15 protein-coding genes and 1 pseudogene are annotated in these 21,757 nt (G+C 67.6%); 3 read left to right on the top strand and 13 right to left on the bottom strand.

Annotated elements, in window-relative coordinates:
• Positions 1-101 precede the first annotated feature (101 nt).
• The 3 genes from IEX50_RS14790 to IEX50_RS14800 form a co-directional block, all read right to left on the bottom strand.
• Complete coding sequence (locus tag IEX50_RS14790; protein WP_157176983.1) at positions 102-887, bottom strand: hypothetical protein; 786 nt, start codon at positions 885-887, stop codon at positions 102-104.
• Positions 887-3,478: a TonB-dependent receptor gene (locus tag IEX50_RS14795; RefSeq protein WP_157176982.1), complete on the bottom strand. Its 2,592-nt coding sequence runs from the start codon at positions 3,476-3,478 to the stop codon at positions 887-889. Before IEX50_RS14795 ends, IEX50_RS14790 begins: the two co-directional genes overlap by 1 nt.
• Before the next feature lie 128 nt (positions 3,479-3,606).
• Positions 3,607-4,791 carry an acetyltransferase domain-containing protein gene (locus IEX50_RS14800; RefSeq protein WP_229674080.1) on the bottom strand — a complete coding sequence of 395 codons (1,185 nt, stop codon included), beginning with the start codon at positions 4,789-4,791 and terminating at the stop codon, positions 3,607-3,609.
• A gap of 57 nt (positions 4,792-4,848) precedes the next feature.
• On the opposite strand from IEX50_RS14800, the gene IEX50_RS14805 reads away from it, so the two are divergent.
• Positions 4,849-6,933, top strand: coding sequence for a TonB-dependent siderophore receptor (locus IEX50_RS14805; RefSeq protein ID WP_229674082.1), 2,085 nt, complete (start codon positions 4,849-4,851; stop codon positions 6,931-6,933).
• A 43-nt stretch (positions 6,934-6,976) separates the two neighbouring features.
• On the opposite strand, the gene IEX50_RS14810 is transcribed toward IEX50_RS14805, so the two are convergent.
• The 5 genes from IEX50_RS14810 to IEX50_RS14830 all read right to left on the bottom strand — a co-directional run bounded on the left by IEX50_RS14810 (position 6,977) and on the right by IEX50_RS14830 (position 14,290).
• Positions 6,977-8,188 (bottom strand): Ca2+-dependent phosphoinositide-specific phospholipase C, encoded by a 1,212-nt coding sequence (locus tag IEX50_RS14810; RefSeq protein ID WP_157176981.1) that lies wholly within the window; start codon positions 8,186-8,188, stop codon positions 6,977-6,979.
• Positions 8,189-8,211: 23 nt separating this feature from the next.
• Positions 8,212-10,509 (bottom strand): TonB-dependent receptor, encoded by a 2,298-nt coding sequence (locus IEX50_RS14815; protein WP_229674095.1) that lies wholly within the window; start codon positions 10,507-10,509, stop codon positions 8,212-8,214.
• A 108-nt stretch (positions 10,510-10,617) separates the two neighbouring features.
• Positions 10,618-11,796 (bottom strand): TetR family transcriptional regulator, encoded by a 1,179-nt coding sequence (locus tag IEX50_RS14820; protein ID WP_157176979.1) that lies wholly within the window; start codon positions 11,794-11,796, stop codon positions 10,618-10,620.
• 11 nt (positions 11,797-11,807) lie between these two features.
• On the bottom strand, positions 11,808-12,476 hold the full coding sequence (locus tag IEX50_RS14825; protein WP_157176978.1) for a pentapeptide repeat-containing protein: 669 nt from the start codon (positions 12,474-12,476) through the stop codon (positions 11,808-11,810).
• 8 nt (positions 12,477-12,484) lie between these two features.
• Positions 12,485-14,290, bottom strand: a complete 1,806-nt coding sequence (locus IEX50_RS14830) for a DUF885 domain-containing protein (RefSeq protein WP_157176977.1) — start codon at positions 14,288-14,290, stop codon at positions 12,485-12,487.
• Positions 14,291-14,435: 145 nt separating this feature from the next.
• Between IEX50_RS14830 and IEX50_RS14835 the strand changes: the two genes are divergently transcribed.
• Positions 14,436-16,040: a M28 family peptidase gene (locus IEX50_RS14835; protein ID WP_157176976.1), complete on the top strand. Its 1,605-nt coding sequence runs from the start codon at positions 14,436-14,438 to the stop codon at positions 16,038-16,040.
• A gap of 4 nt (positions 16,041-16,044) precedes the next feature.
• Here the strand turns inward: IEX50_RS14835 and IEX50_RS14840 are convergent.
• The 5 genes and pseudogenes from IEX50_RS14840 to IEX50_RS14855 form a co-directional block, all read right to left on the bottom strand.
• A pseudogene (locus tag IEX50_RS14840) lies at positions 16,045-16,874 on the bottom strand (aldo/keto reductase).
• The gene (locus IEX50_RS14845) at positions 16,871-17,497 is read right to left on the bottom strand and encodes a class I SAM-dependent methyltransferase (RefSeq protein ID WP_157176975.1); all 627 of its coding nucleotides are present in this window, start codon (positions 17,495-17,497) and stop codon (positions 16,871-16,873) included. The pseudogene IEX50_RS14840 and the gene IEX50_RS14845 overlap by 4 nt, the downstream one beginning before the upstream one ends.
• A complete protein-coding gene (locus IEX50_RS14850) occupies positions 17,494-18,474 on the bottom strand; it encodes an aldo/keto reductase (RefSeq protein ID WP_157177139.1) in 981 nt (326 codons plus the stop codon). Before IEX50_RS14850 ends, IEX50_RS14845 begins: the two co-directional genes overlap by 4 nt.
• Before the next feature lie 203 nt (positions 18,475-18,677).
• Positions 18,678-18,947, bottom strand: coding sequence for a carboxylesterase family protein (locus IEX50_RS17550; RefSeq protein WP_229674096.1), 270 nt, complete (start codon positions 18,945-18,947; stop codon positions 18,678-18,680).
• Positions 18,865-20,205, bottom strand: a complete 1,341-nt coding sequence (locus IEX50_RS14855; protein WP_229674084.1) for a carboxylesterase/lipase family protein — start codon at positions 20,203-20,205, stop codon at positions 18,865-18,867. Before IEX50_RS14855 ends, IEX50_RS17550 begins: the two co-directional genes overlap by 83 nt.
• 105 nt (positions 20,206-20,310) lie before the next feature.
• Here IEX50_RS14855 and IEX50_RS14860 point away from each other — a divergent pair, with 105 nt between their 5' ends.
• Positions 20,311-21,564 (top strand): alkaline phosphatase, encoded by a 1,254-nt coding sequence (locus IEX50_RS14860; RefSeq protein ID WP_229674085.1) that lies wholly within the window; start codon positions 20,311-20,313, stop codon positions 21,562-21,564.
• Positions 21,565-21,757 lie beyond the last annotated feature (193 nt).

The raw sequence follows: 21,757 nt of genomic DNA on the forward strand, positions 1-21,757 counted from the left end.
CTTGCGCCGCGGCTATGCGCACCCGCCATGACTGAACGGAGACGTGAACGTTACGAACCTGATACATGCGGCCGACGGTTCATCCGGTCGCCCGGTCCGCCTCAGTTGGCCAGAACCGGCACCGTCACGGCCACGGCTTCGGACGACGACCGCTCGATCGACCACAGCACACGCTGCGCGCCATGCTCCCAGGCGACCGCCTGCCCGCCCGTCGTCAGGCCGATTGTCGTGACATGCTCCAGCGCCGATCCCGCCTCCGGCAGGCGCAGCGCATAGAGTTCAGGCCGGTCATGCCCCGTCACATACAGCAACCCGTCCTTCCCCCAGACCCCGCCGGACGAGCTGTAGGGTGCGAAGCGCGCCAGCACGTCCGCCGGGAACAGCCACGCCCCCTGTTCCGCGAACTGCGGAGAATAGCGGACGAGCGTCGTCAAGCGGTGATCGCGCCCCGGCTCACCACCCTTGTTGTCGTAATGCGCGAAACACGCCCACCAGCTGCCGTCATGCCAGTCCAGCCATGTCAGGGAACCCCGCCCCGGACCCAGGCTGCGCGTCCGGACATGCGTCATCTTCACCGTGTCGAACCACTCGATCGAACTGGTCATCGGCACGTCCGGATAGTTGGACGCTGCACAGACCAGTTGATGACCTTCGAGGATGCAGCTGTTCATATGGCGGAACAGCTTCGGATCACCCTGCCAGCGGCCGATGCGCTGCTTCGTGCGGCGATCATATTTGCCGATCTGCGCGTTGGAGATCGCATAGACGTGCCGCCGATCGGCAACCACGCCCTGCCGCGCCTCGGGCGCACGGAACCGCTCGATCTCGGTCACGGCCGGCTGGCCGGCAGGCGCGACGACCGCCAGGAGGAATGCGAGGACCAGCATCAGAACTTGGCGGATATGCCCGCATAGAACGTCCGGCCATAGCGTTCATTCTGGATCAGCCAGTTTTTGTTCCCCGCCTGATATTGCCGCGTCGGCTCATCCGTCAGGTTCTGCGCCTCCGCGAACAGCCGGACATTCTCCAGCAAGGCAAAGCTCGCCTTGGCGTCCAGCCGGCGCAGATCGTCGTTATACTGGTCGTTATACGCCGGGCTGCCGATCGCGAGCAGCGAGTAACCGGTGTTGTGATAGGCGACCGACGCCTCCAGCCGACCCTTCTGGTAGAACAGCTCCGCCCCGTAGAGATATTTGGACTGGCTCGGAAAGCTCGACAGCCGCCCGTCCGGCAGGCGCAGGCTGGAGTCCGTCAGCGTCCCGTTCAACGTGATGCCGAAGCCCGACAGCAGGCCCGGCAGGAAACTGAACTGCTGCTGATACTGCGCCTCGATCCCGACGATGTCGCCCTTGTCGGCGTTCAACGGCTGCGTGACGTTCAGCACCGGATAAGTGACGCCGTCGAACACCGTGTTGCGCAGGACGGTGACCTGGCTGAAGATCGGGTTGCGGATGAACTTGGCGAACGCCCCGACGCTCAGGATCCCGCCGCGCGCGAAATACCATTCCGCCGTCGCATCCAGATTGTCCGCACGATACGGTTTCAGCTCCGCATTGCCGAGCGACACGGCATTGTTCGCGCTGTCGATCGATCCGCCGGGGCTCAGCGTCGAATATTCCGGCCGGCCCAGGCTCTTGGAATAAGCGAAGCGAAAGACCGTATCGTCGCTCGGCTTGATCCGCATGATCAGCGACGGCAGCCAGTCGTCATAGCTGTTGCCCACCGCGACCGCCGACACTGCGCCAGCCGCCAGGCGGAACCCATTGATATCCAACGTGGTATGTTCGTAGCGTAACCCCGGCGTCAGCGTCACCGCGCCGAACGCCAGATTGGCCATCGCATAGCCCGCCGCCACCTTCTCCTTCAGCGCAAAGTCCGAGATCGTGTTGTTGGTCAGCGTCGTCGCCGCATCGAGCGGCATCAGCGCGCCACCGCGATTCTGCTCTGTAAACGCCTGTAATGCTGCGATATCGAACACCGGCGCGTTGAAATAGCATTGCTTGGGGTGCGCGCTGTCCGGGTTCACGCACTCGCCGGGCGCGTCGAGCCCGTACTGACCGAGCGTCCAGCGGTTGCCCGTCGCGGATGCCCGGACCCAGGTCGGGTTGTCCTGATCGAACGTGCGATCCGTATCGCGATACTTGCCGCCGAACTTCAGGAAGCTGCCCCCGTCGCCGATGCCGTCCAGCGTGTAGGTCGCGTCGATCTTGCCCTGCCAGATCTTCTCGACATTGACCTGGTCGAACTCCTGATACTGGCGGAACTGCAACTGGTTGCCCGTGCATTCCGTCACCGGCGCCGCCTCGTACACCTTCTCGGTGAAGTCGAAATTGACCGTGCCGGGGTTGCAGCGGAACTGCCAGAGCGGATAGCGGTCGATCGTTCGGTTGCGGCTGTACGCCGCGTCGTAGTTCAGCGTCAGCCGGTCGAGCTCGGTCGATCCGCCGACGCTGCCCGTCGCGAGATATTTGGATTTATAGTCGAGCCGCAGGTCCTCGCGCCGCTCCGGGCCCGAACCCGCCGCGCCCGTCGCCGAACTCGGCACGCCCACCGTCTGCCCGGCCAGCCCGTCCGGGTTCAGCGTGAACGGCGTCGTGGTGAAATCCAGCCGGTACCGCGGCCGCACCTCGTCCTCGGTGAACTTGCTGTAGACGCCGCGGACATAGAATGTCTGCGTGTCGCTGGGGTGCCAGTCGAACGATCCGGTCCCGCTGATCCGTTCGCGCTTCAGCGAATATTGCGTATATTTGATGTTGTCTGGCACCCCGCCGCGCGCCGCGGTGGCCAGCGGTTTCCAGTTGTCAGGATAGAAACCCTCGCTGTCGAAATCGCGGAACGAATAACTGCCGCCCAGCACGATGCCGAACTGCTCGTCGGATCCGAACCGCGTGCCGACGCTGGCATCGGCCTGATACGGCACCTTCTCGTTCAGCGTCTGGTATCCGGCCTTGGCACTGATCGCCAGGTTGCTGCGCGCCTTGAAATCGAATGCGGTCTGCGTGACCAGGTTGATCGTCCCGCCGATCCCTTGCCCGTCCATGTCCGCCGTCTTGACCTTGACGACCTCGACGCGGTTGAGCAGCTGCCCCGAAATGATGTCGAGCGGCAGCGCGCGCGTCGTGCCGTCCGGGTTGCCGATCTCCAGCCCGTTCAGCGTATAGTTGTTGAGGTTGGACGGCACACCGCGGATCGCGACATAGCGGCCCTCGCCCTGATCGTAGCTCACGCCGACCCCGGGCAGATGCTCGATCACCTCCGCCACGTTGCGATCAGGAAGCCGGCCGATCTCGTCGGCGGCGGCCACATCGACCACGCCGATCGCGTCGCGCTTCACCTGGATCGAACGCTCCTGCTGCGCCCGCTGGCCGGTCACGACGATCGTGTCGTCGGCGGCACCCGTCGCCACGGTCTGCGCCGCCGCGGCATCGGAAAATGCCAGCACGCCGAGCGCACTGGTCGCAATCAAGATCGTCTTCATGGTCTTCCCATCCCCGGTACGATCGGCGGGGTAGGCGGAACAGACTATGGTTCGATGACGGACAGGTGACCGTTTGGTGTCAAAGTGGTATGCATGACCATGCCGGAGACTCCTGCCCGGAACCGAGGTCAGAGATACCGCATCCACCACGCATTGCTCGCGCGCTTGACCACGGCGAAGCGGCGGCAGGCGAACCAGCACGGCACCGCGACGCATGCCGCCACCGCCCAGATTCCGCCGACCGTCGGCACGCTCACCAGCCCCTCTGCGCCGCCGACCGCCCCCACGACGCGGTTCAATCCGTGCAGCAGGTAGAGGTGCAGGATGTAGAAGAACAACGGCACCGATCCGAACACCACCAGCATCCCCGCCATCCGCGTCGGCAACCGCTCGAACAGCAGCAGCAGCCACGCCCCGATCCCGAGCGTCAGCAGCAGGAAATCGGCCGACGGCGGATATTTGGTGAGGTTGAGGAAGCTCAGAACCGTTTCCAGCCCGCCCGAACCAGCCGTCCACGGCACCGGCTCCCCATAACCGTTCAGTACGCGCAGCACGCCGAACGCCGCGAGCGCAACCGACCCGACAACCGCCAACGCCCGCCGCCGCCACTCCGGCGACGCACCCCTCGCGAACCACGGCCCCATGGCATAACCCAGCGCGATCACGCCGATCCACGGCAGCACCGGATAGGATGTCCGCGCCTGCCCGCCCCACGGCAGGTCGATGAAGCCGCGGTCGTGCAGCACCGCCCACAGCGCATGCCCCGCATCACCCGGCCCGACCGCGATTGGATCGAGCAAGTTATGCCCCAGCACGATCGCGAACCCGACCGCCGCGATCGCCGGCCGGGGCAGATGGACGAGCGCGGCCAGCGCCACCATCGACACCCCGATCGCCCAGATCACCTGAAGATAGACCGTCGCCGGCGTCACATCGAACGTCCAGGCGAAGTTCACCACCGTCCATTCCAGCGCGATCAGGAACAGCCCGCGCTTGAACAGGAACCCTGACGCCGCCCGCGCCCCACCGCGCGGGGCACCGTATAACCACGCGGCAAGCCCGGTCAGCGCCACGAACACCGGCGCGCACAAATGCGCCGCCAGCCGCGTGAACACCAGGGCCGGGGCGGTCCTGCCCAGGTCCATCGGGTCGCTGACCTGCGCATGCAGGAAGAAGAATTCGCGCGTATGATCGACCAGCATCAGCAGGATGACGAACCCGCGCAACGCGTCGATCGCCGCGATCCGCGGCACCCGGACCGCCGGCGCCGGGACGCCGGCTCCGTCCTGAAAGTTGTTCGATACGGTTGACACCAGATACTCCCTTCCACCAATTGCGATGATACATCATCACCAGGAAGGCAACCTCCCTTGTCGAAACGATCGTCCGCGGCAAGCCTGTTGCCGCTGCTCTGCTGCGCCCTGCCCGCCTTCGCCGAAGTGCCCGACGCGGCACCTGCGACGGCAGCGGAGGAGCGCGTCCGCGAGGAGGAGATCGTCGTGCTCGGTACCCGCCGCACCCGCGCGGACGCAACCCTCTCGTCCGATCTCGCGACCGAAACGATGTCGCAATCCAGCCGGTCGATCGAACGCGACCTGCTGTCCGCCGCCGGCACCTACCGCCTGTCCGACGCGCTCGAACTGGTCAGCGGGATCAGCAACCAGAACAACCGTGGCGGCGTGATGGACAATTTCGCGATCCGCGGCTTTCTCGGTACGCCCGACGGCGGCGCCGAATATTATGTCGACGGCTTCCTCGCCAATCGCGGCATGGGCCCCCCGCGCGATCCCGCCACGACCGAGCGGATCGAGGTCCTGAAGGGCCCGGCCAGCGCGCTGTTCGGCGACATCGATCCCGCCGGCCGCGTCAACATCGTCAGCAAGTCGCCCGGCTTCGACCCCGCCGTCGTCGCGACCTACAGCTACGGCTCGTTCGACACGCGCCGCGTCGAACTGGACGCGAACCTGCCGCTGACCCAGACGCTGGCCGCGCGGCTCGTGGTCGCGACCGAAAGTTCGGACGGCTGGCGCGATCATGTTGGCCTCGACCGCTCGGTCGTAGCCCCGTCGCTCACCTGGCGGCCGAGCGACACCGTCCGGCTGACCTATGTCGGGGAGATCACGCGGTTCGACACGCTGTTCGATCGGGGCATCCCCGCCATCGCGGGCGATGCCAACGCGCTGCCCCGCTCGCGCTACTACGGCGAACCGAACGACGGCCCGACCCGCTTCCGCAATTTACGCCACCAACTGACCGCGCTCGCCGAACTGGGCAACGGCTGGTCGCTCAACGGCGGCGTCGCCTGGCGGACGGGCACGCTGAAGGGCTTTTCCTCCGATCAGTCGCGGCTGGTTGACGACCGTACCCTCTGGCGCCAGCGCCGCTCGCGCGACTTCAAGGTGGACGATCTGTCGGCGCGCATCGAACTCGCCGGCACGATCGGCAACCACCGCACCAGCATCGGGCTGAAGGGCTATGTCCTCGACTATGCCGAACGCTGGATGCGCCGCAACCCGACCGCCGGCGCCCCCTATGCGATCGACGTCTACGACCCGGTCTATGGCCAAGCCCCGCCGACGCTGCTCCCGTTCACCAACAACCGCGAGAAACGCCGGTCCGGCACCCTCTACGTGCAGGACATGTGGGACGTCACCGACCGGCTGACCCTGTCGGGCGGTGCGCGCTTCGACGCGTATCGTCAGCGCATCCGCAACAACAACACCGGTGTCGTCGGCCAGACGGCCGATCACCCGCTGAACTTCCGCCTCGGCGCCAAATACCAGGCGACTCAGGCCATCTCGCTCCATGGCAACTGGGGCGAGAATTTCGTCCTGAACTCGGGCACCGACCGGCTCGGCGCGGGCTTCGCACCCGAAACGGGCAAGGGTTACGAGGCGGGCATCGCCGGCCGCTGGCCCGGGCTCGACCTCGCCGTCACCTGGTTCGACATCCGCAAGCGCGGCATCCTGACCAACGATCCGGTCGACAGCAACTTCCTCGCCCCCGTCGGCGACCTGAAAAGCCGCGGGATCGAGGCCGATGCCGTGCTGAAACTCGGCCGCCATTGGCAGCTCGTCGCGAACTACGCCTGGACCCACGCCCGCGTCGACGATCGCAGCTTCCCGACCGACGAGGTCCTGAACGTCCCCGAACAAGCCGCGACGCTGTTCGCGCTCGGCCACTTCCTCGACGCCGCCGGCCGCGGCCTGTCGGTCAGTGGCGGCGTGAGCTATGTCGGCGACCGCGCCGGCTCGCTCGAAACCGATGTCGTCCTGCTGCCCGACTATCTGAAGGCGGAGGCCGCGGTCGAATACACATTCTCCCCGCGCCTCACGCTCCGCCTCGAAGCCGACAACCTGTTCGACGCCCATTACGCGCAAAGCTCCTACAGCCGCGTCTGGATCTACCCCGGCCAGCCCAGAACCGTCCGCCTGTCGGTCCGTGTTGCGGCATAAGGCGCGTCCGCGGCGTCGTCTTGGAACGCCGCCGCATCCCGCTTCACCGAACCGCCGGGCAGGACGCCACCACCGGATCACACCGAAACCCGTTCGCGAACGGCGCGACATGATAGTCGTTCGCGTAGATGTTCGGCGCGGTCAGATAATCGGTCGAGATGATCTGCGCCCCGCTCGCCAGCGCTGCATCGCGGCGGCGCGTCTCGCCCGTCCGCGCGTCGGCCGTATCGATGTCCGCCCGTGTACGGACGAGGTAGCCCTTGCGCACCGCATCGTGGATATCCCCCCCGCGCGTCAGCGCGTTGTCGAAGAGCATGAACGCGGTATGCGCCATCCCCGGCCTCCCCTGCACGAACGCCATCCGCCCCTGCAACGACGGCCGCGCGTCCAGATACGGCGCGAACGCCGGGAAATTCATCCCCGGCACCAGGAACAGGAACACGAACTTGCCACGCGCCTGCGCGACTGTGGGCCAGCGTTTCGCCAGCGCCGCCGCCTCCAGCGTCGTCATGTCGCCGCGCAGGTCGTCCGGCGTGAACACCTTGTCGCGACCCAGCACGCTCCGGATGCTTGCATCCACCTCCTCGAACGCCGCCCGGTCGAACTTCGGCACCACCGCGGCGCCGGGGATCACCTTGTCCAACCCGGACAGCTTGGGTTCCAGCAGCACGAACACCGGGCTGTGACCCGGCGTGGCATCCGACCATTGCCGCAGCAGCGTCAGGCAGGACCGGAACGTCGGGCACTGGCTGCGGAAATCCAGGTCGGCGACGTGGAACACCTTCATGCCGGGCTTCAGCATTTCGTCGCGATAGGTCGGCGCAAGCTCGGTCGCCCCCTGCGCGCGCAACTCGCGATAGGGCAGCGGATCGGCATAGGCGCCGCCCTTCGGATCGGGCTGCAGGTCGATCTCGACACTGCGCACGCCGCTGCGCAACTGCGCCTGGAGCGGCATCTGCACATAATCGAGCGTCTTCGCCATGTCGTTCGACTTGCCAGGATGCTCGTCCTCCATCGCCGCGCGCCGTTCCGGCGTCATGGTCTTCGTCATCGATGCCATCAGCGCGGACAACCGCGGCGCCATCATCGCCATCACGCGCGGGTCCGCCGGCAACGCATAGCTGTTGTGCGTGCCCACCACCTGGATCGCGTTGATCGGCAACCGGTCGAGCGCCGCGCTGGCGTCGCCCTTCGCCACCGCGACACCGGCCAGCGACGCGGCGGCCAGCAGGCCACCCGTAAGGATCGTCTTCATGCTCGTCATATCCCCGAACCGCATCAGAAGCTGACGTTGACGAAACCGCCAAGCGTCCGCCGCGCATTGGGCGAGGTGTAGTGCAGCAGCCCCAGCACGCCGTACTGCTGCCACCCGGTCGAAAAATACTGGTCGAACAGGTTGCGCCCATAGACGCCGACCTCGACCCGCTTGCCCGGCAGCGAATAGGACAGCCGGCTGTTCACCAGGCTGTAGGCCGGGACGTTGGAATAGGCCGGCTGGCCGACCACCGTCCAAACTTCCCCGCGATACGCATAGTCGACATGCGCCTTCAGTCCCGCGCCGGACGGCAGCTCATGCGCATAGTCGATCGCCGCGGTCCCCGCCCATTTCGGCGCGTTGGTCAGCCTCGTACCGGTATAGTTGGTCGTCGCGTTGTAGACATAGTCGGTGAACTTCGCATCGGTGTAGCTCCCCGAACCTGACAGCGTCAGCCCCGGCAGCGGCTGCGCCGTGATGCTGCCTTCCACACCCTGCGTCCGCAGCCCGCCGGCATTGCCGATCACCGTCGCGTTGATCAGCCCGCCCGATCCGTCCGGGATCTGCGTCAGGATCGTCGCCTGGAAATCCTTGAAGTCGGACCGGAACACGTCGAGGTTCACGCGCAGCCGGTGGCCCAGCCACTCGGACTTGATGCCGCCCTCCCACGCCTTCACCGTCTCGTCGCGGTACGGCGCATATTTGTTGCCGACGAACGCGATCCCCGCTGGCTTGTACCCGGTGGAATAGCTTGCGTAGAGCATGACGTTCGGCGCCACCTGATACTGCGGCGCGATCCGGTACGAGAAATTGTCGCCCTTCACCTTGCCATAACTCAGCGCCGGCGCCGCGCTCGATCCGACGAAGGTTGGGTTATAACCCGTGATCGGCTCCGGATCGATCGTGACAAAGTCCAGCCCCTGCGAGTTGACATCACGCGTGTAACGTCCGCCGACCGAGACGCTCAGCGTCGGGGTCAGGTTGAACTTCAACTGCCCGAACCCGGCCATCGTCTCGTTGGTCGCGTTGAATAGCGACGCATTGGCATCGACGCCCAGCGCGCCGGTCAGCGCGATCAGCGTCGCTTTCGGCGTGCCGTTGGCATCGTAGAGTGGCTCCCCGCCGGTGCTCCACTGCAACTGCGTCTGGCGCGATTTCAGCTTGTTGTAGAACCCGCCGACCAGCCACTCGACGAAACCGCCGGTCGGCGATGCCAGATGAATCTCCTCGCTCACCTTGTCGGTATCGAGATTGCCGATGTTGAACGGGATATAGGCATAGCGGTCGTACGGCGTGAGGCTGGCCGGCGTCGAATTATCGTAACGGCTGTAACGGTACGCGCTGATCGACGTCAGGGTCAGCCCACCTAGGTCGGCCACGACGCGGAACGAGAGGCCCGCCTCCTCCGTCTCGATATTGCCGTAAGACGAGTCCGCCGTATCCGCGCTCTTCGGCCCCGGGAACACGCCGAGTTCGTTCAGGATCGCGGTCACGTTGGCCGGCTGGCCCGACACCGGCGTCCGCACGCTGCTGTCCCAGTGATGCGCGTAATCGCCCGACAGCGTGAAGTTCAGACTCGACGACGGCTCGATATACAGTCGCGCGCGACCGCCATATTCGTGCTGCGACCCGACCTTCTTATCCAGCGTCACGTTGCGTCCGAACCCGTCAAACGCTTGGTCGAACCCGGACACGCGCAGCGCCGCCATGCTGCCCAGCGGCACGTTGACCGTGCCGTTCAGGATGCGCTCGTCATGCTCGCCCAGGCTGGCGCTGGCCCGCACCGTCGTCTCGCTCAGCTTAGGCATGCCGGTGGTCACCGCGATCACGCCCGACGTCGCGTTCTTGCCGAACAGCGTCCCCTGCGGCCCGAGCAGCACGTCGACCCGATCGATATCGACCAGCCCGGTCAGGCCGTTCGCCCGCGGCGCATCCATCACGACATCGTCGACCACGACGCTGACCGACTTGGCGTTGGAGAAATCGAACGAGGTGCTGCCGACGCCGCGGATCTGGAACGCCGCGCCCTGCGTCGGGTCGTACTGTACGCCCGGCGTGATATATTGCAGGTCGGTCAGCGACGTATAGCCGGTCGCGGCCAGCGCCGCCCCGCTCACCGACTGGATCGCCAGTGGCACCTTCTGGCTGCTCGCCGAACGCCGCTCGGCCGTCACCACGATGTCGGACAACGCGTCCGCATCGACGCGCGACGGGGTCGCCTCCTGAGTCTGCGCCTGCGCCTGCGCCTGTGTCGCGACGGGCACGGTCGCCCCAAGCAGCGCCGACGATGCCAACCAAATCTGCCGCCGCCTCATGAACATGGTCACCATCTTGCTCCGTCCCCGAATGTCTCGAGGCGGTCGCTAGCGACGTTCAGTGACTCTTTTAATACGATCGTACTGGTTTATATTCCTTCGAGTATCGGCTTTTCAAAACGATCGTACCGTACCGCTCATCCAGCTCATGGCCTCCGCAAGGACGGGCGCAGGATGTCCGGTTGCAAGATTCAGCAGCCCCTCCCCGATCAACCCCATGACCACCGCCTGCACCCGCGCCCGGTCCGATCCCATCGGAATGTCGAGCCATTCTGCGATCTGCGGATGGACATTCTCCGCCCGCCGCCGCCGCATATCGATCGCGAACGGCAAGAACGCTGGGTTGGACAGCGCATGCAGCGCGCATTCGTGCGTCAGCCGGATGATGTCGCTGCTGCTCGGCGGCGTCCTGCCCCCCGCCACGATCCCTGCCCGCATCCGGCGGTAGATTGCCTCGACCCCGGCGAACAGGACGTCGCGGTGGCTCGGATAATGATGCGCGATGCTCGACACCGCGATGCCGGACGCCTGCGCCACCACACGGTGCGACAGCGCGGCGACGCCCTGCGCCACGATCACGTCCGCCGCATGCCCGGCGATGACCGCCTTGGCCCCCTCCGGCACCGTCGTCTGGCCCAGCGCGACAGCCGCCGGCACCGCCAGCCGCTCGACCAGCCCCATATGCCACTCGCCCCATGCGGGCCGCACCGCCGCCCCCGGATCGCGCAGCAACCCGCGCACCGTCGATTGCCGCAGCAACCGGTAATCAGTGTCTCCGGACAACAGAATCGAAAAAGGCTGCTCGTCCCGGCAATAGCTTGCGATCCGCCGCGCCAGTCCCGCATCGTCCGGTAACAGGTCACTCCACACTGCATCGACCGCCGCGAACAGCGTTGCCATCCCGGGCAACGCCGCCGGATCGCGGCTCGCCAGCAACGCCAGCTCGCACGTCACGATCGCCGACGTCCGCCGCGCCCCCGCCCCCGCCTCCAGCCAGGCGATCACCAGATCGGGCAGGATTTCGGCCGCGACCGGGTCCACCCCACGCACCCTTGCCGTCCAGTCCACCCGCTCCGCAGTCTTGACCGCAATTTCGCGCTCCAAGATCGCCGCCACCAGCGCCGCCCGGTCCCCGAACCGGTAACTGATCGCCCCCACCGACAGTCCCGCCTGCTGCGCGACCGTGCGCAGGCTCATCCCCGCCAGCCCCTGCTCCGCGATCACGGCCCGCGCCGCGTCCAGGATGGCGATGTTGCCGGCCGTCGCCCGGTCGGGTTTCACCGGATCGGTCATCGCAATCCCGCTCACCCCAGCCGCAGCCCGAGTTCCTGCATCAGTTGCCCGGCCTGCTCCTGCGAGATCGTCGCCCCGCGATACGCCGCCGCATCCTGCACCCGCAGCCCGCCCAGGTCCGCCCCGCGCAGGTCCGCCCCCGCAAACCGCGCCCCGTCCAGGTTTGCATCGCGCAGGCTGCATTCGTCGAAGACCGTCGACCGGAAATCGCACTTCCGGATGTCCGCCCGCGTCATGTCGACCCGCGCCAGGCGATGCCCCTTGAACGCCATCCCCGGCAGCTTCGCATCGATCAGCAGCGTCTCGTCGATCTCCAGGTCGATCGTCGCCGCCTTGGTCAGGTCCGCCCCCGTCAGCTTGCTCCCGCGGATCCGCGCCGACGTCAGCACCGCCCCGCGGAAATCCGCATTGTTGAAATCGCACGTCGCGATCGCCGCATCGCTCAGGTCCGCGCCGGTGAACGCCACCATCCGCCCGCGGCACCCGGTCCACGCCGTCCGCTCCAGCAACGCATGCTTCAGCACCGCCTCATGCAGCGTACAACGCTCGAACCGCGCCCTGCGCAGGTCGAACCCCTCCAGATCGATCCCGTCCAGATCGCACCCGACGAACGCCAGTGGCGCGCCCCGCCCGATCGCCTCGGCAATCTCGTCGCGCGACGGCTGCCCCCCCTCGAACATCACGAGCCTTAAGCCATCCGCTCGCGCGCGACCTTTTCCAGCACCGTCAGCGGCATCGCACCCATCGTCAGGATGCGGTGGAACGCCTTCGGATCCCACTTCGCGCCCGCCTTGCGCTTCGCCTCGTCGCGCAGCTTGACCCAGACCGTATGGCCGATCTTGTAACTGCACGCCTGCCCTGGCCAGACGGTGTAGCGATCGATCTCGCCCTGGCTCCGCCCGCGCGCGATCCCGGTCGTGGCGATCAGGTAATCGGTCGCCTTCTCGCGGCTCCACCGTTTGGCATGCATGCCGGAATCGACCACCAGCCGCGTCGCGCGGAACAGCAGCGACTGGAGGTACCCGACCTGCCCCAGCGGATCGCCGTCATACACGCCCATCTCGTCGGCCAGCTGCTCCGAATACAGCGCCCACCCTTCCGAATAGCCTGAGTAGAACCCGCGCCGCCGGATCAGCGGAATGTCCTCGCTCTCCAGCGCCGACATCACCTGCAGATGATGCCCCGGCACCGCCTCGTGATAGCTCAACGTCGCCAGCCCGAACTTCGGCCGATCGAACGTATCGCGCAGGTTGATGAAGTAGATCGCCGGCCGCGTCCCATCGAGCGACGCGGACTGGTAATAGCCACCCGGCGCACCCGCCTGGATCGCCTCCGGCACGCGCCGCACCTCGACCGGCGCACGCGGCAGCACCGCGAACTGCTCGGGCAACCGCTTGGTCATCGCCGTCACCACGCCGCGCAACTGTTCCAGCAACGCCTCGCGCCCCGGATCGGTGTTGGGAAACAGCTGGTCCGGCCGCTTGTTCAACGCGACCAGCCGATCGCCGACGCTCCCCTGGCTCATCCCCTGCGCCTTCAGAATGCCGTCGATCCGCGCGCCGATCTCGGCCACCTGCGCCAGGCCCAGTCGGTGGATCTCGTCCCCCGTGATCTCGGTCGTCGTCGCCGCGCTCACCGCGGCGGCATAATAAGCCGCTCCGTCGGGCAGCCGCCACACGCCCGCATCATGCGCCGCCCGCTTGCGCAGGTCCGCCACCAGCGCGCGCTGCCGGTCGAGCGCGGGGAACACCTGCTCCGTCATCAACCGGCGCACCGCTTCCGCCCGGTCACCGGGCAGGTTCGCCGCCTTCAGCTTCGCCGTCAGGTCCATCACCGGCCCGCTCGCTTCCGCCGCCTTGTCGCGCACCGCGCCCAGCTGCTTCAGCGTGGTGTCGAGGATATAGTCCGGCGCGAACACGCCCTTTGCCGCGTCCTGCCGCTGCCGCTCGGTCTCGGCATCGATCGCCCCGCCGAACGCCGCGACCCGCGCGACATAGGCGTCGGCATCCGCCGCGCTCTTCACCTGATGCTGGTTGGCCAGGAAATCCGGCACGTCGCGATACGCACCGGTCAGCTGCGTCAGCACATAAGGCGCATAGCGCCCCGCACTCGCCCCGAAATCATAGCGTTCGCCCGCAATCACCCGATCGAGGCTGTATGCGACCACGTCGTAATCGAGCTTCGCCTCGTCGCCCAGCGCCGTCCGCGGGATCGTGCGCAGCGCCTTCAGTTCGGACCGCGCCCGCGCGAACTGCCGCGCCTCGCCCGCACGCGACGCATCGCCCAGCTTCGACTTGAGCCCGGCCCGCGCGCCGGTATCGAGCCCGAGCGACGTCGCCTGCTCCGGACTGTCCTGCAACCGCGCATAGAAGAACCGGTCGAGCATCGCCTTCAGGTCGGCGTCGCGGCTCCCCACCGCGGCCGAGGCGACCCGCGGCAGCGCGACGGTGGCCGCAACGGCACTGGCGGAGGCAATGAATTGGCGGCGTCGCATGCACACTCCCGGAGGGTCGATGACAGGTCACCCGGCATGGGCTTCGCAGGACGATGACCCGTACGACCCGCTTTGTCCATGAACCGCGTCCGCCCATGTTTGCAATTGCTTGCGCGGATGCGGTCTTTTGCCCGATGCTCGCGCCATGCTCTTGACCCTGCTCCTCGCCGCGGCCGCGCCCGCCACCCCGATCTCCGCCGACCGGATCCGCGCCGACGTCCGCACGCTCTCGTCCGACGCCTTCGCCGGCCGCGGCCCGGGCGAGATCGGCGAGGCGCGCACCATCGCATTCCTCGCCGAGGCCTTCGCCGCCATGGGCCTCAAGCCCGCCGGCCCGAACGGCAGCTGGCACCAGGATGTCCCGCTCGTCCGGATCGACCGCCTGCCCGGCGCGACGATGACGCTAAAGACCGCCGGCGGCACCACCCCACTGTTCCCCGGCCGCGACGCCACGCTCTCGCTCCGCAACACAGGCCACACCGCGCTCGTCGACGTGCCCGTCGTCTTCGCGGGCTACGGCATCGTCGATGCGGCCCTGGGATGGGATGCCTATGCCGGCGTCGACATGCGCGGCAAGATCGCGCTCGTCCTCGCCAACGATCCGGATTTCGAGGCCGGCCGCGACCTTGGTTTCGAAGGGCGCCGCATGGCCTATGCCGGCCGCGTCGGCATGAAGTTCGAGGCCGCGGCAAAGGCCGGGGCCACCGGCGTCTTGGTGATCCACGAAGATGCCGCCGCCAGCTACCCCTTCCTCCAGGTCGCGAGCGGCGACGCGCTCCCCGCCTTCGCCCCCGCGCCGATGTCCCCCTCCCCGCTCAAACTTAGCGGCTGGCTGCGCGGCGACGTCGCCGCCCGGCTGCTCGCCGCGCAACGCCTCGATCTTGCCAGGCTGAAACAGCGCGCCCGCAACCCCGCCTTCCGCGCTTTTGCACTTGGTGACACGCGCTTCTCCGCCGACGGCAGCGTCCGCACGACACCCGTCACCAGCCACAATGTCGTCGCCCGCCTGCCCGGCGCGACCCGCCCGGACGAAGCCGTACTCTACGGCGCGCACTGGGATGCGAACGGCACCAACGGCCCCGACGCGACCGGCGACGGAATCCGCAACGGCGCGATCGACAACGCCACCGGCACCGCCGAACTGCTCGAGGTCGCCCGCGCCTTCGCCAAGGGCAACCGCCCGGCTCGCACCGTCATCTTCGCCGCCTGGACCGCGGAGGAGAAAGGCCTGCTGGGCGCGGAATATTACGCCGCCCACCCGCTCCACCCGCTGGCCAGGACCGCCGCCGTCATCAACCTCGACCCGCACGTCGCGCCGCCTGCCGCGCGCAACATCGAACTGGTCGGCAGCGGCCGCACCACGCTCGAAAACAGCTTCACGGCGGTCGCCAAGGACCAGGGCCTGCGCGTCGACGACGAGCCCAACCCGGAGGCCGGCTGGTATTTCCGCTCCGACCATTTCGCCTTCGCACGCCGCGGCGTACCCGCACTCTCGTTCCGCGCGGGGCGCGATCTCGTGCAAGGCGGGGTCCCGGCCGGCAACGCAATCGTCGGCCCCTACAACCAGCTCCGCTATCATCAGCCCAACGACGCGTTCGACCCGGCCTGGACCTTCGCCGGAACCGCGCAGGAGGCGTCGGTCGCGCTCACGCTTGGCCAGCGCATCGCCAACACCACCGACTGGCCCGGCTGGAAACCCGGCAACAGCTACGCCGCGATCCGCGCCGAAACCGACGCCGAGCGCAAGTGAGGCGTCAGTACATCCCGAGCGGAACCGGCCCGGCCGGCTGCGGAAACGCCTGATCCAAGCGGCCGATCGTCTCGCGGTCCAGCACCAGATCCAGCGCGGCCCGGTTCTCCGCGACATGCGCCACCGTGCCGGCCTTCGGGATCGAGATCACGTCATCGCGCAGTAGCGTCTACGCCAGCGCGACCTGCGCCGGCGTCGCATCCAGATCGCGCGCGATCTCGCCCAGCGCCGCGTTCCGCGCCAGCCGCCCCTGCTCGACCGGCTATACGCCATCGTCGCCATCCCGCGCGCCGCCAGCCACGGCAACAGGTCATGCTCCGGTCCGCGCCGCGTCAGATTGTAGAGAATCTGGTCGGTCGCACACCCCTCCCCGCCGGCTTCGACCAGCTCGACCATGTCGTCGGTATCGAGGTTGCTCACCCCCCACCGCGCGATCAGCCCCGTCTCCCGCAACCGCTCCATCGCCTCCACCGTCTCGGCCAACGGGACGGAGCCCCGCCAGTGCAACAGGTACAGGTCGAACCGGTCGGTCCCGAGCCGCTTCAAACTCGCCTCGCAGGCTGCGCGCAACCGCCCGCGCGACGCGTTCTGCGGATACGCCTTGCCGACCACGAACAACCCTTCGCGCATCCCCGCAATCGCCTCGCCGACCAGCGTCTCCGACGCCCCGTCCGCGTACATTTCGGCGGTATCGATCAGCGTGAGTCCGCAGTCGATCCCGGCCCGCAACGCCGCGATCTCCTGCGGCCGGCGGCGCGCATCCTCCGCCATCATCCACGTTCCCTGCCCCAGTGCAGGGACCCGCGTGCCGTCCGGCAAAGCCACCGTCTTCATGCGACCGTCCCCGTCACCACGACCAGCGGATCACCCGCCCGCCCGTCCGCCAACACGACCTGCTCGGACGCCGAGAATCCCCCGCGCGCCATGTACAGCGCGATCAGCTCCGCCTGCCCGCCCATGTCGAGCGCCTGCCAGATCCGCACCGCCTTCGTCGGGAAACAGCGGTTCGAAAAACTGACCACGAACCGCCCGCCCGGCCGCAACACGCGTCGCACCTCGCTGAACACCGCCACCGGCTGCTGCAGATACTGCACCCCAACGCAGCACAGCGCCCCATCCACGCTCGCATCTTCCAGCGGCAACACCGGCGCAGCGTTCAGGTCCGCCACGAACCACCGGTCGAGCCGCGGGTTCGCCGCCAGCTCCACCGCGTTCATGCCGTGCCCGATCACCTCCTCGATCGGCAAATCATCCGGCAAATGGCTGACCCAGCTCGACATCAGATCCAGGACCACCCCGCCCGACGGCAGCGTGGCGCCATAATAAGCAAACAACGCCGCGACGGCCTGCTCGTCGATATGCGTCACCAACCGCGGCGGCGCATAGAAAGCCAGGTCGTCGCCTCTATCCTGCTTCTCGAACGCCCCCGCCGGCAGATCGCCCGCCAGGTCGCTCACGAGAAACCGACCACCGCATGCGGCACATAAGGCTCCTCGAGCCGCGCGATCTCACTCTCGGTCAGGCCGATCTCCAGCGCCGCCAGCGCGTCGTCCAGATGCGAGATCTTCGATGCCCCCACGATCGGCGCCGACACCTCCGGCTTAGCCAGCACCCACGCCAGCGCGATCTGCGCACGCGGCACGCCCCGCTCGCCCGCGATCTCCGCCACCCGCTCCACCACGCGGCGATCCGCATCGGCGGTCTGCTGGTACAGCGTCTGGCCGAACTCGTCGGTCTCGGACCGGCTCGTCTCCGCATCCCAGTCGCGCGTCAGCCGCCCGCGCGCCAGCGGACTCCACGGGATCACGCCGATCCCCTCCGCCGCGCACAGCGGCAGCATTTCGCGCTCCTCCTCGCGGTACAGCAGATTCAGATAATCCTGCATCGTCGAAAACCGCGTCCAGCCATTGGCGTCCGCGGTGTGCAACATCGTCGCGAACTGCCATGCGAACATCGACGACGCGCCGATATGCAGCGCCTTGCCCGCCTTCACGACGTCGTGCAGCGCCTCCAGCGTCTCCTCGATCGGCACTTCCGGGTCGAACCGGTGAATCTGGTACAGGTCGACATGGTCGGTCCCGAGCCGCGTCAGGCTGGCGTCGATTGCCGCCATGATCGCCTTGCGGCTCAGCCCCGCGCCGTTCGGCCCCGGCCGCATCCGGCCATGCACCTTGGTCGCGATTACCACCTCGTCGCGGCGCGTATACTCCTTCAGCGCGCGCCCGACGATCTCCTCCGACGTCCCGTCCGAATACACATTGGCGGTGTCGAAGAAGTTGATCCCCGCCTCCACCGCACGCTTCAGGATCGGCCGGCTCGCCGCCTCGTCCAGTGTCCACGCATGGTTGCCGCGCGCCGGCACCCCGAACGTCATGCAGCCGAGGCACAGCCGCGACACGTCGAGCCCGGTCGCGCCAAGTTTCACATAGTCCATGTCAGTCTCCGTCATCGCACGTGCCTGGGGTAACGGCCCGCGACGCCGTCATGATCCGACCCGATCGAACGGACCGCCACGTGCCGGCAAAACGATCGCGGTCTCGCCCGCGCAACCGCCACCTTCCGCGCCGGCGAGTTTGATTATTTCAGCACGGATGTCCCGCCCGACCGCGGGTCGCAGACGGTCCCCACCCGCGGCCGCTACTGAACCGGACTGCTGGACGCCGCGACGAGATCCAGTTTCGCCTTCCACGGATCGGGCTCGCCGCGCGGGCTGCCGTCCGCCGCGAAATCCATCAGGAAATCGTTGGCCGGCGTGTAGGGCGTCCAGCGCGCTGGCGTGCCGCCGTTCGGATCGCCCGCTTTCGCGAAATTGCCGACATAGCGGTTAATCGTCCGCGCCATCGCCGCATCCCTGGGCGTCAGCGCCGCGCCATATTTCGCCTGTACCGTGTCGAAGAAGAACGGGATGTCGCTGGCATGCGTCGCACCGCCCGGCTGCGTCGCGCACGCTGTCCGCGACATAGGAGAAGCGGTAATAATAAGCCGGCTGCCCGGCCCGCGCGACCATGCCCGCGACATAGCGCGCCGGCTCCGTCATGCCGCGGTCCGCCGCCGCCGCCGCGCCGAATGTCGCGAACAGCGCGTCCTTTGTCGGCGCCCCGCCGAACCCGATGTCCGCGCTCGTCGTCCCGATCATCACCGGCACGGGCGCCTGCCGACCCGCCTCCAGCAGCGACTGCGGCGTGCCGGTCACGATCGTGCCGTCCTCGATCGGCCCGCCGACATAGGTCTGCAGACCGCCCGGCGGCACGAACAGCTGCATCATGCTCAAGCCCTGCAACACCTGGTCCGCCGACAGCGCGCGCAGCTTGCGCAGCGCGTCCGGCCCGGTCCCGTCGACCCCAACCGACTTCGCGAAATTCAGCCCGATCGTCTCCGCCGACGGCACCTGCGGCTGATCGACGCTGATCTTGCGCGCGGGCAGCAACGGCGCGCGCCCGCCGCCCGACATCACCACCACCCGGTTGAACAACCCGCGCGTCACGGGCGACGTCAGCACGTTGATCGCCGATCCGCCGCCCGCACTCTCGCCGATCACCGTCACATTGCCCGCATCGCCGCCGAAGCTGGCGGCATTGCGCTTCACCCACTGCAACGCGGCGACCTGGTCCATATACGCATAGTTGCCCAGCATCCCCTCGCGCGCCGCGGTCAGCGCGGGGTGCGCGAAGAAGCCGAACCGCCCCAGCCGGTAGTTGAAACTGACGAACATGATGCCCTGCTCGGCGAACTTCGCCCCGCTATAGACCGCGGGCGACGATCCGCCGTTCACGAACCCCCCGCCATAGATCCACACCATCACGGGCAGCTTCGCATTCGCAGGCGCACCGACCGGCCGCCACACGTTCATCACCAGGCAGTCCTCGGACGGCTCGGTGCCCAGCGGCGCGGCGTCGCTTGGAAACGGTTTCTGCATGCAGTCATGGCCGTAGTCGGTCGTCAGCTTCACGCCGGACCAGCGGATCGGCTGCGGCGCCCGCCAGCGATTCTCGCCGATCGGCGGCTTGGCGAACGGAATGCCCTTCCACGCGAGCACATCACCCTCCACCGCGCCGCGGATTCGCCCGGACTCGATCGTCACCTCGGTCGGCGCCGTTTGCGCGGCCACCATCACGGGAACGGCGGCGCAGGCAAGCAACGCGGCGTAGCGGATCATCTTCATCATGCGTCCCGGCATTTGAGTGGGTTTAGGACAACGGTATCGACCCTCCGCGCCGCCAACACAATTCGGGACGAGGCTTCGGCCCCCCATCCGCCGAACCGTCGGAAAGTGACATATTCGTGTCGCACACCGTTCGTACCGCAGGCGCTCGGTCACATCGACGACCGGGTGACGGGGAATGATCAGGTGGGCACAATCACGACAAACCAGCTGCGAGGCCGCGGCAAATCCCGGCGTGTCCGGACCGGCCTATCACTCGCCTGCCTACTGGCCGCCGCGCTTCCCACCCTCGCACCCGCGCAGGTCCGTCCCGCTGCGCCGGCCAAGGCGCGCAACGTTATCCTGTTCCTCGGCGACGCGGGCGGCGTATCGACGATCAGCGCGGCCGGCATCCTCGCCAACGACCGCCCACAGTCGCTGTTCATTCAGTCGATGCCGCACGTCGCACTCTCCGACACCTCGTCGCTCAACCGCTGGGTGACGGACTCCGGCGCAGGGATGACCGCGATCATGACCGGTCACAAGACGAACAGCGCGATGGTCTCCGCCATCCCCGCGGCGTCCGGCGACGGCGTCACCCCCGTCAAGACGCTCCTCGAATATGCCGAGCAGCAGGGCCGCTCGACCGGCGTCGTCACCAACATGAAGATCTGGGATGCCACCCCCGCGGCCTGTTACGCCCATGTCGGCGCGCGCAAGGACAAGGACGAGATCTTCCGCCAGATGCTCGCCCCGCGGTTCGGCGACGGCGTCGATATCCTGGTCGGCAAGGGGATGGCCGACGCCACCGCATCTTTCGCCGCCCGCGGCACGACCGCGCCACAGGCGTTCGCCAAGGCCGGCTACCGGTTCGGCGACGACCCCGCGCTCCTGGCGGAGCCCGGCCGCGCCGCCATCCTGCGCGACACGGACTTCGCGCCGCTCCCCGCGGTCGAGGCGACGGTGAAGCAGCTGGCCCGCAACCCCAAGGGCTATTTCCTGATGGTGGAATGGGACATGCACACCGACGATTCGAAGGCCGGCCTGCGCCACGTCATCGAAATGGACGACATGATCCGCCGGATCAAAGCGGTCGCCGGCGACGATACGCTGATCCTGTTCACCGCGGACCACAGCTTTGCCCTGCGCATGGGCGGCGGCGAACGCGGCAAGCCACTCGCCGCGCAATATGCCGCCGAGGCCGCCAGGCCCGGCGTCACCGACGCGACCAACAAGGTCATCAGCGTACAGGACGGCCACACCGGCGAGGAGGTGATCGTCGCCGCCTCAGGTCCCGGCGCCGAGGCGGTCCACGGCTTCATGCCCAACACCCGCCTGTTCGGCATCATGATGACCGCGCTCGGCTTCAAGCCGGACGCCTGACCCGAAACGCCGGGCGGGCGTTAGCGCTCCCGGATGAACTTGATCATGTGCAGGCGGTTACCGGTTGCCAACCCACGGAGGTTGGTACAGATTTGCGACCGCTACCACGCGTCAGCCGATCTAACACGCACCCTCCGGGCGCGCTCCGGACCGGCTCGACGGCGGGTCGGCATCGACAAACGCCGGAACCATA

This window comes from Sphingomonas prati (assembly GCF_014643515.1).
Taxonomy (GTDB): Bacteria; Pseudomonadota; Alphaproteobacteria; order Sphingomonadales; family Sphingomonadaceae; genus Sphingomonas_R; species Sphingomonas_R prati.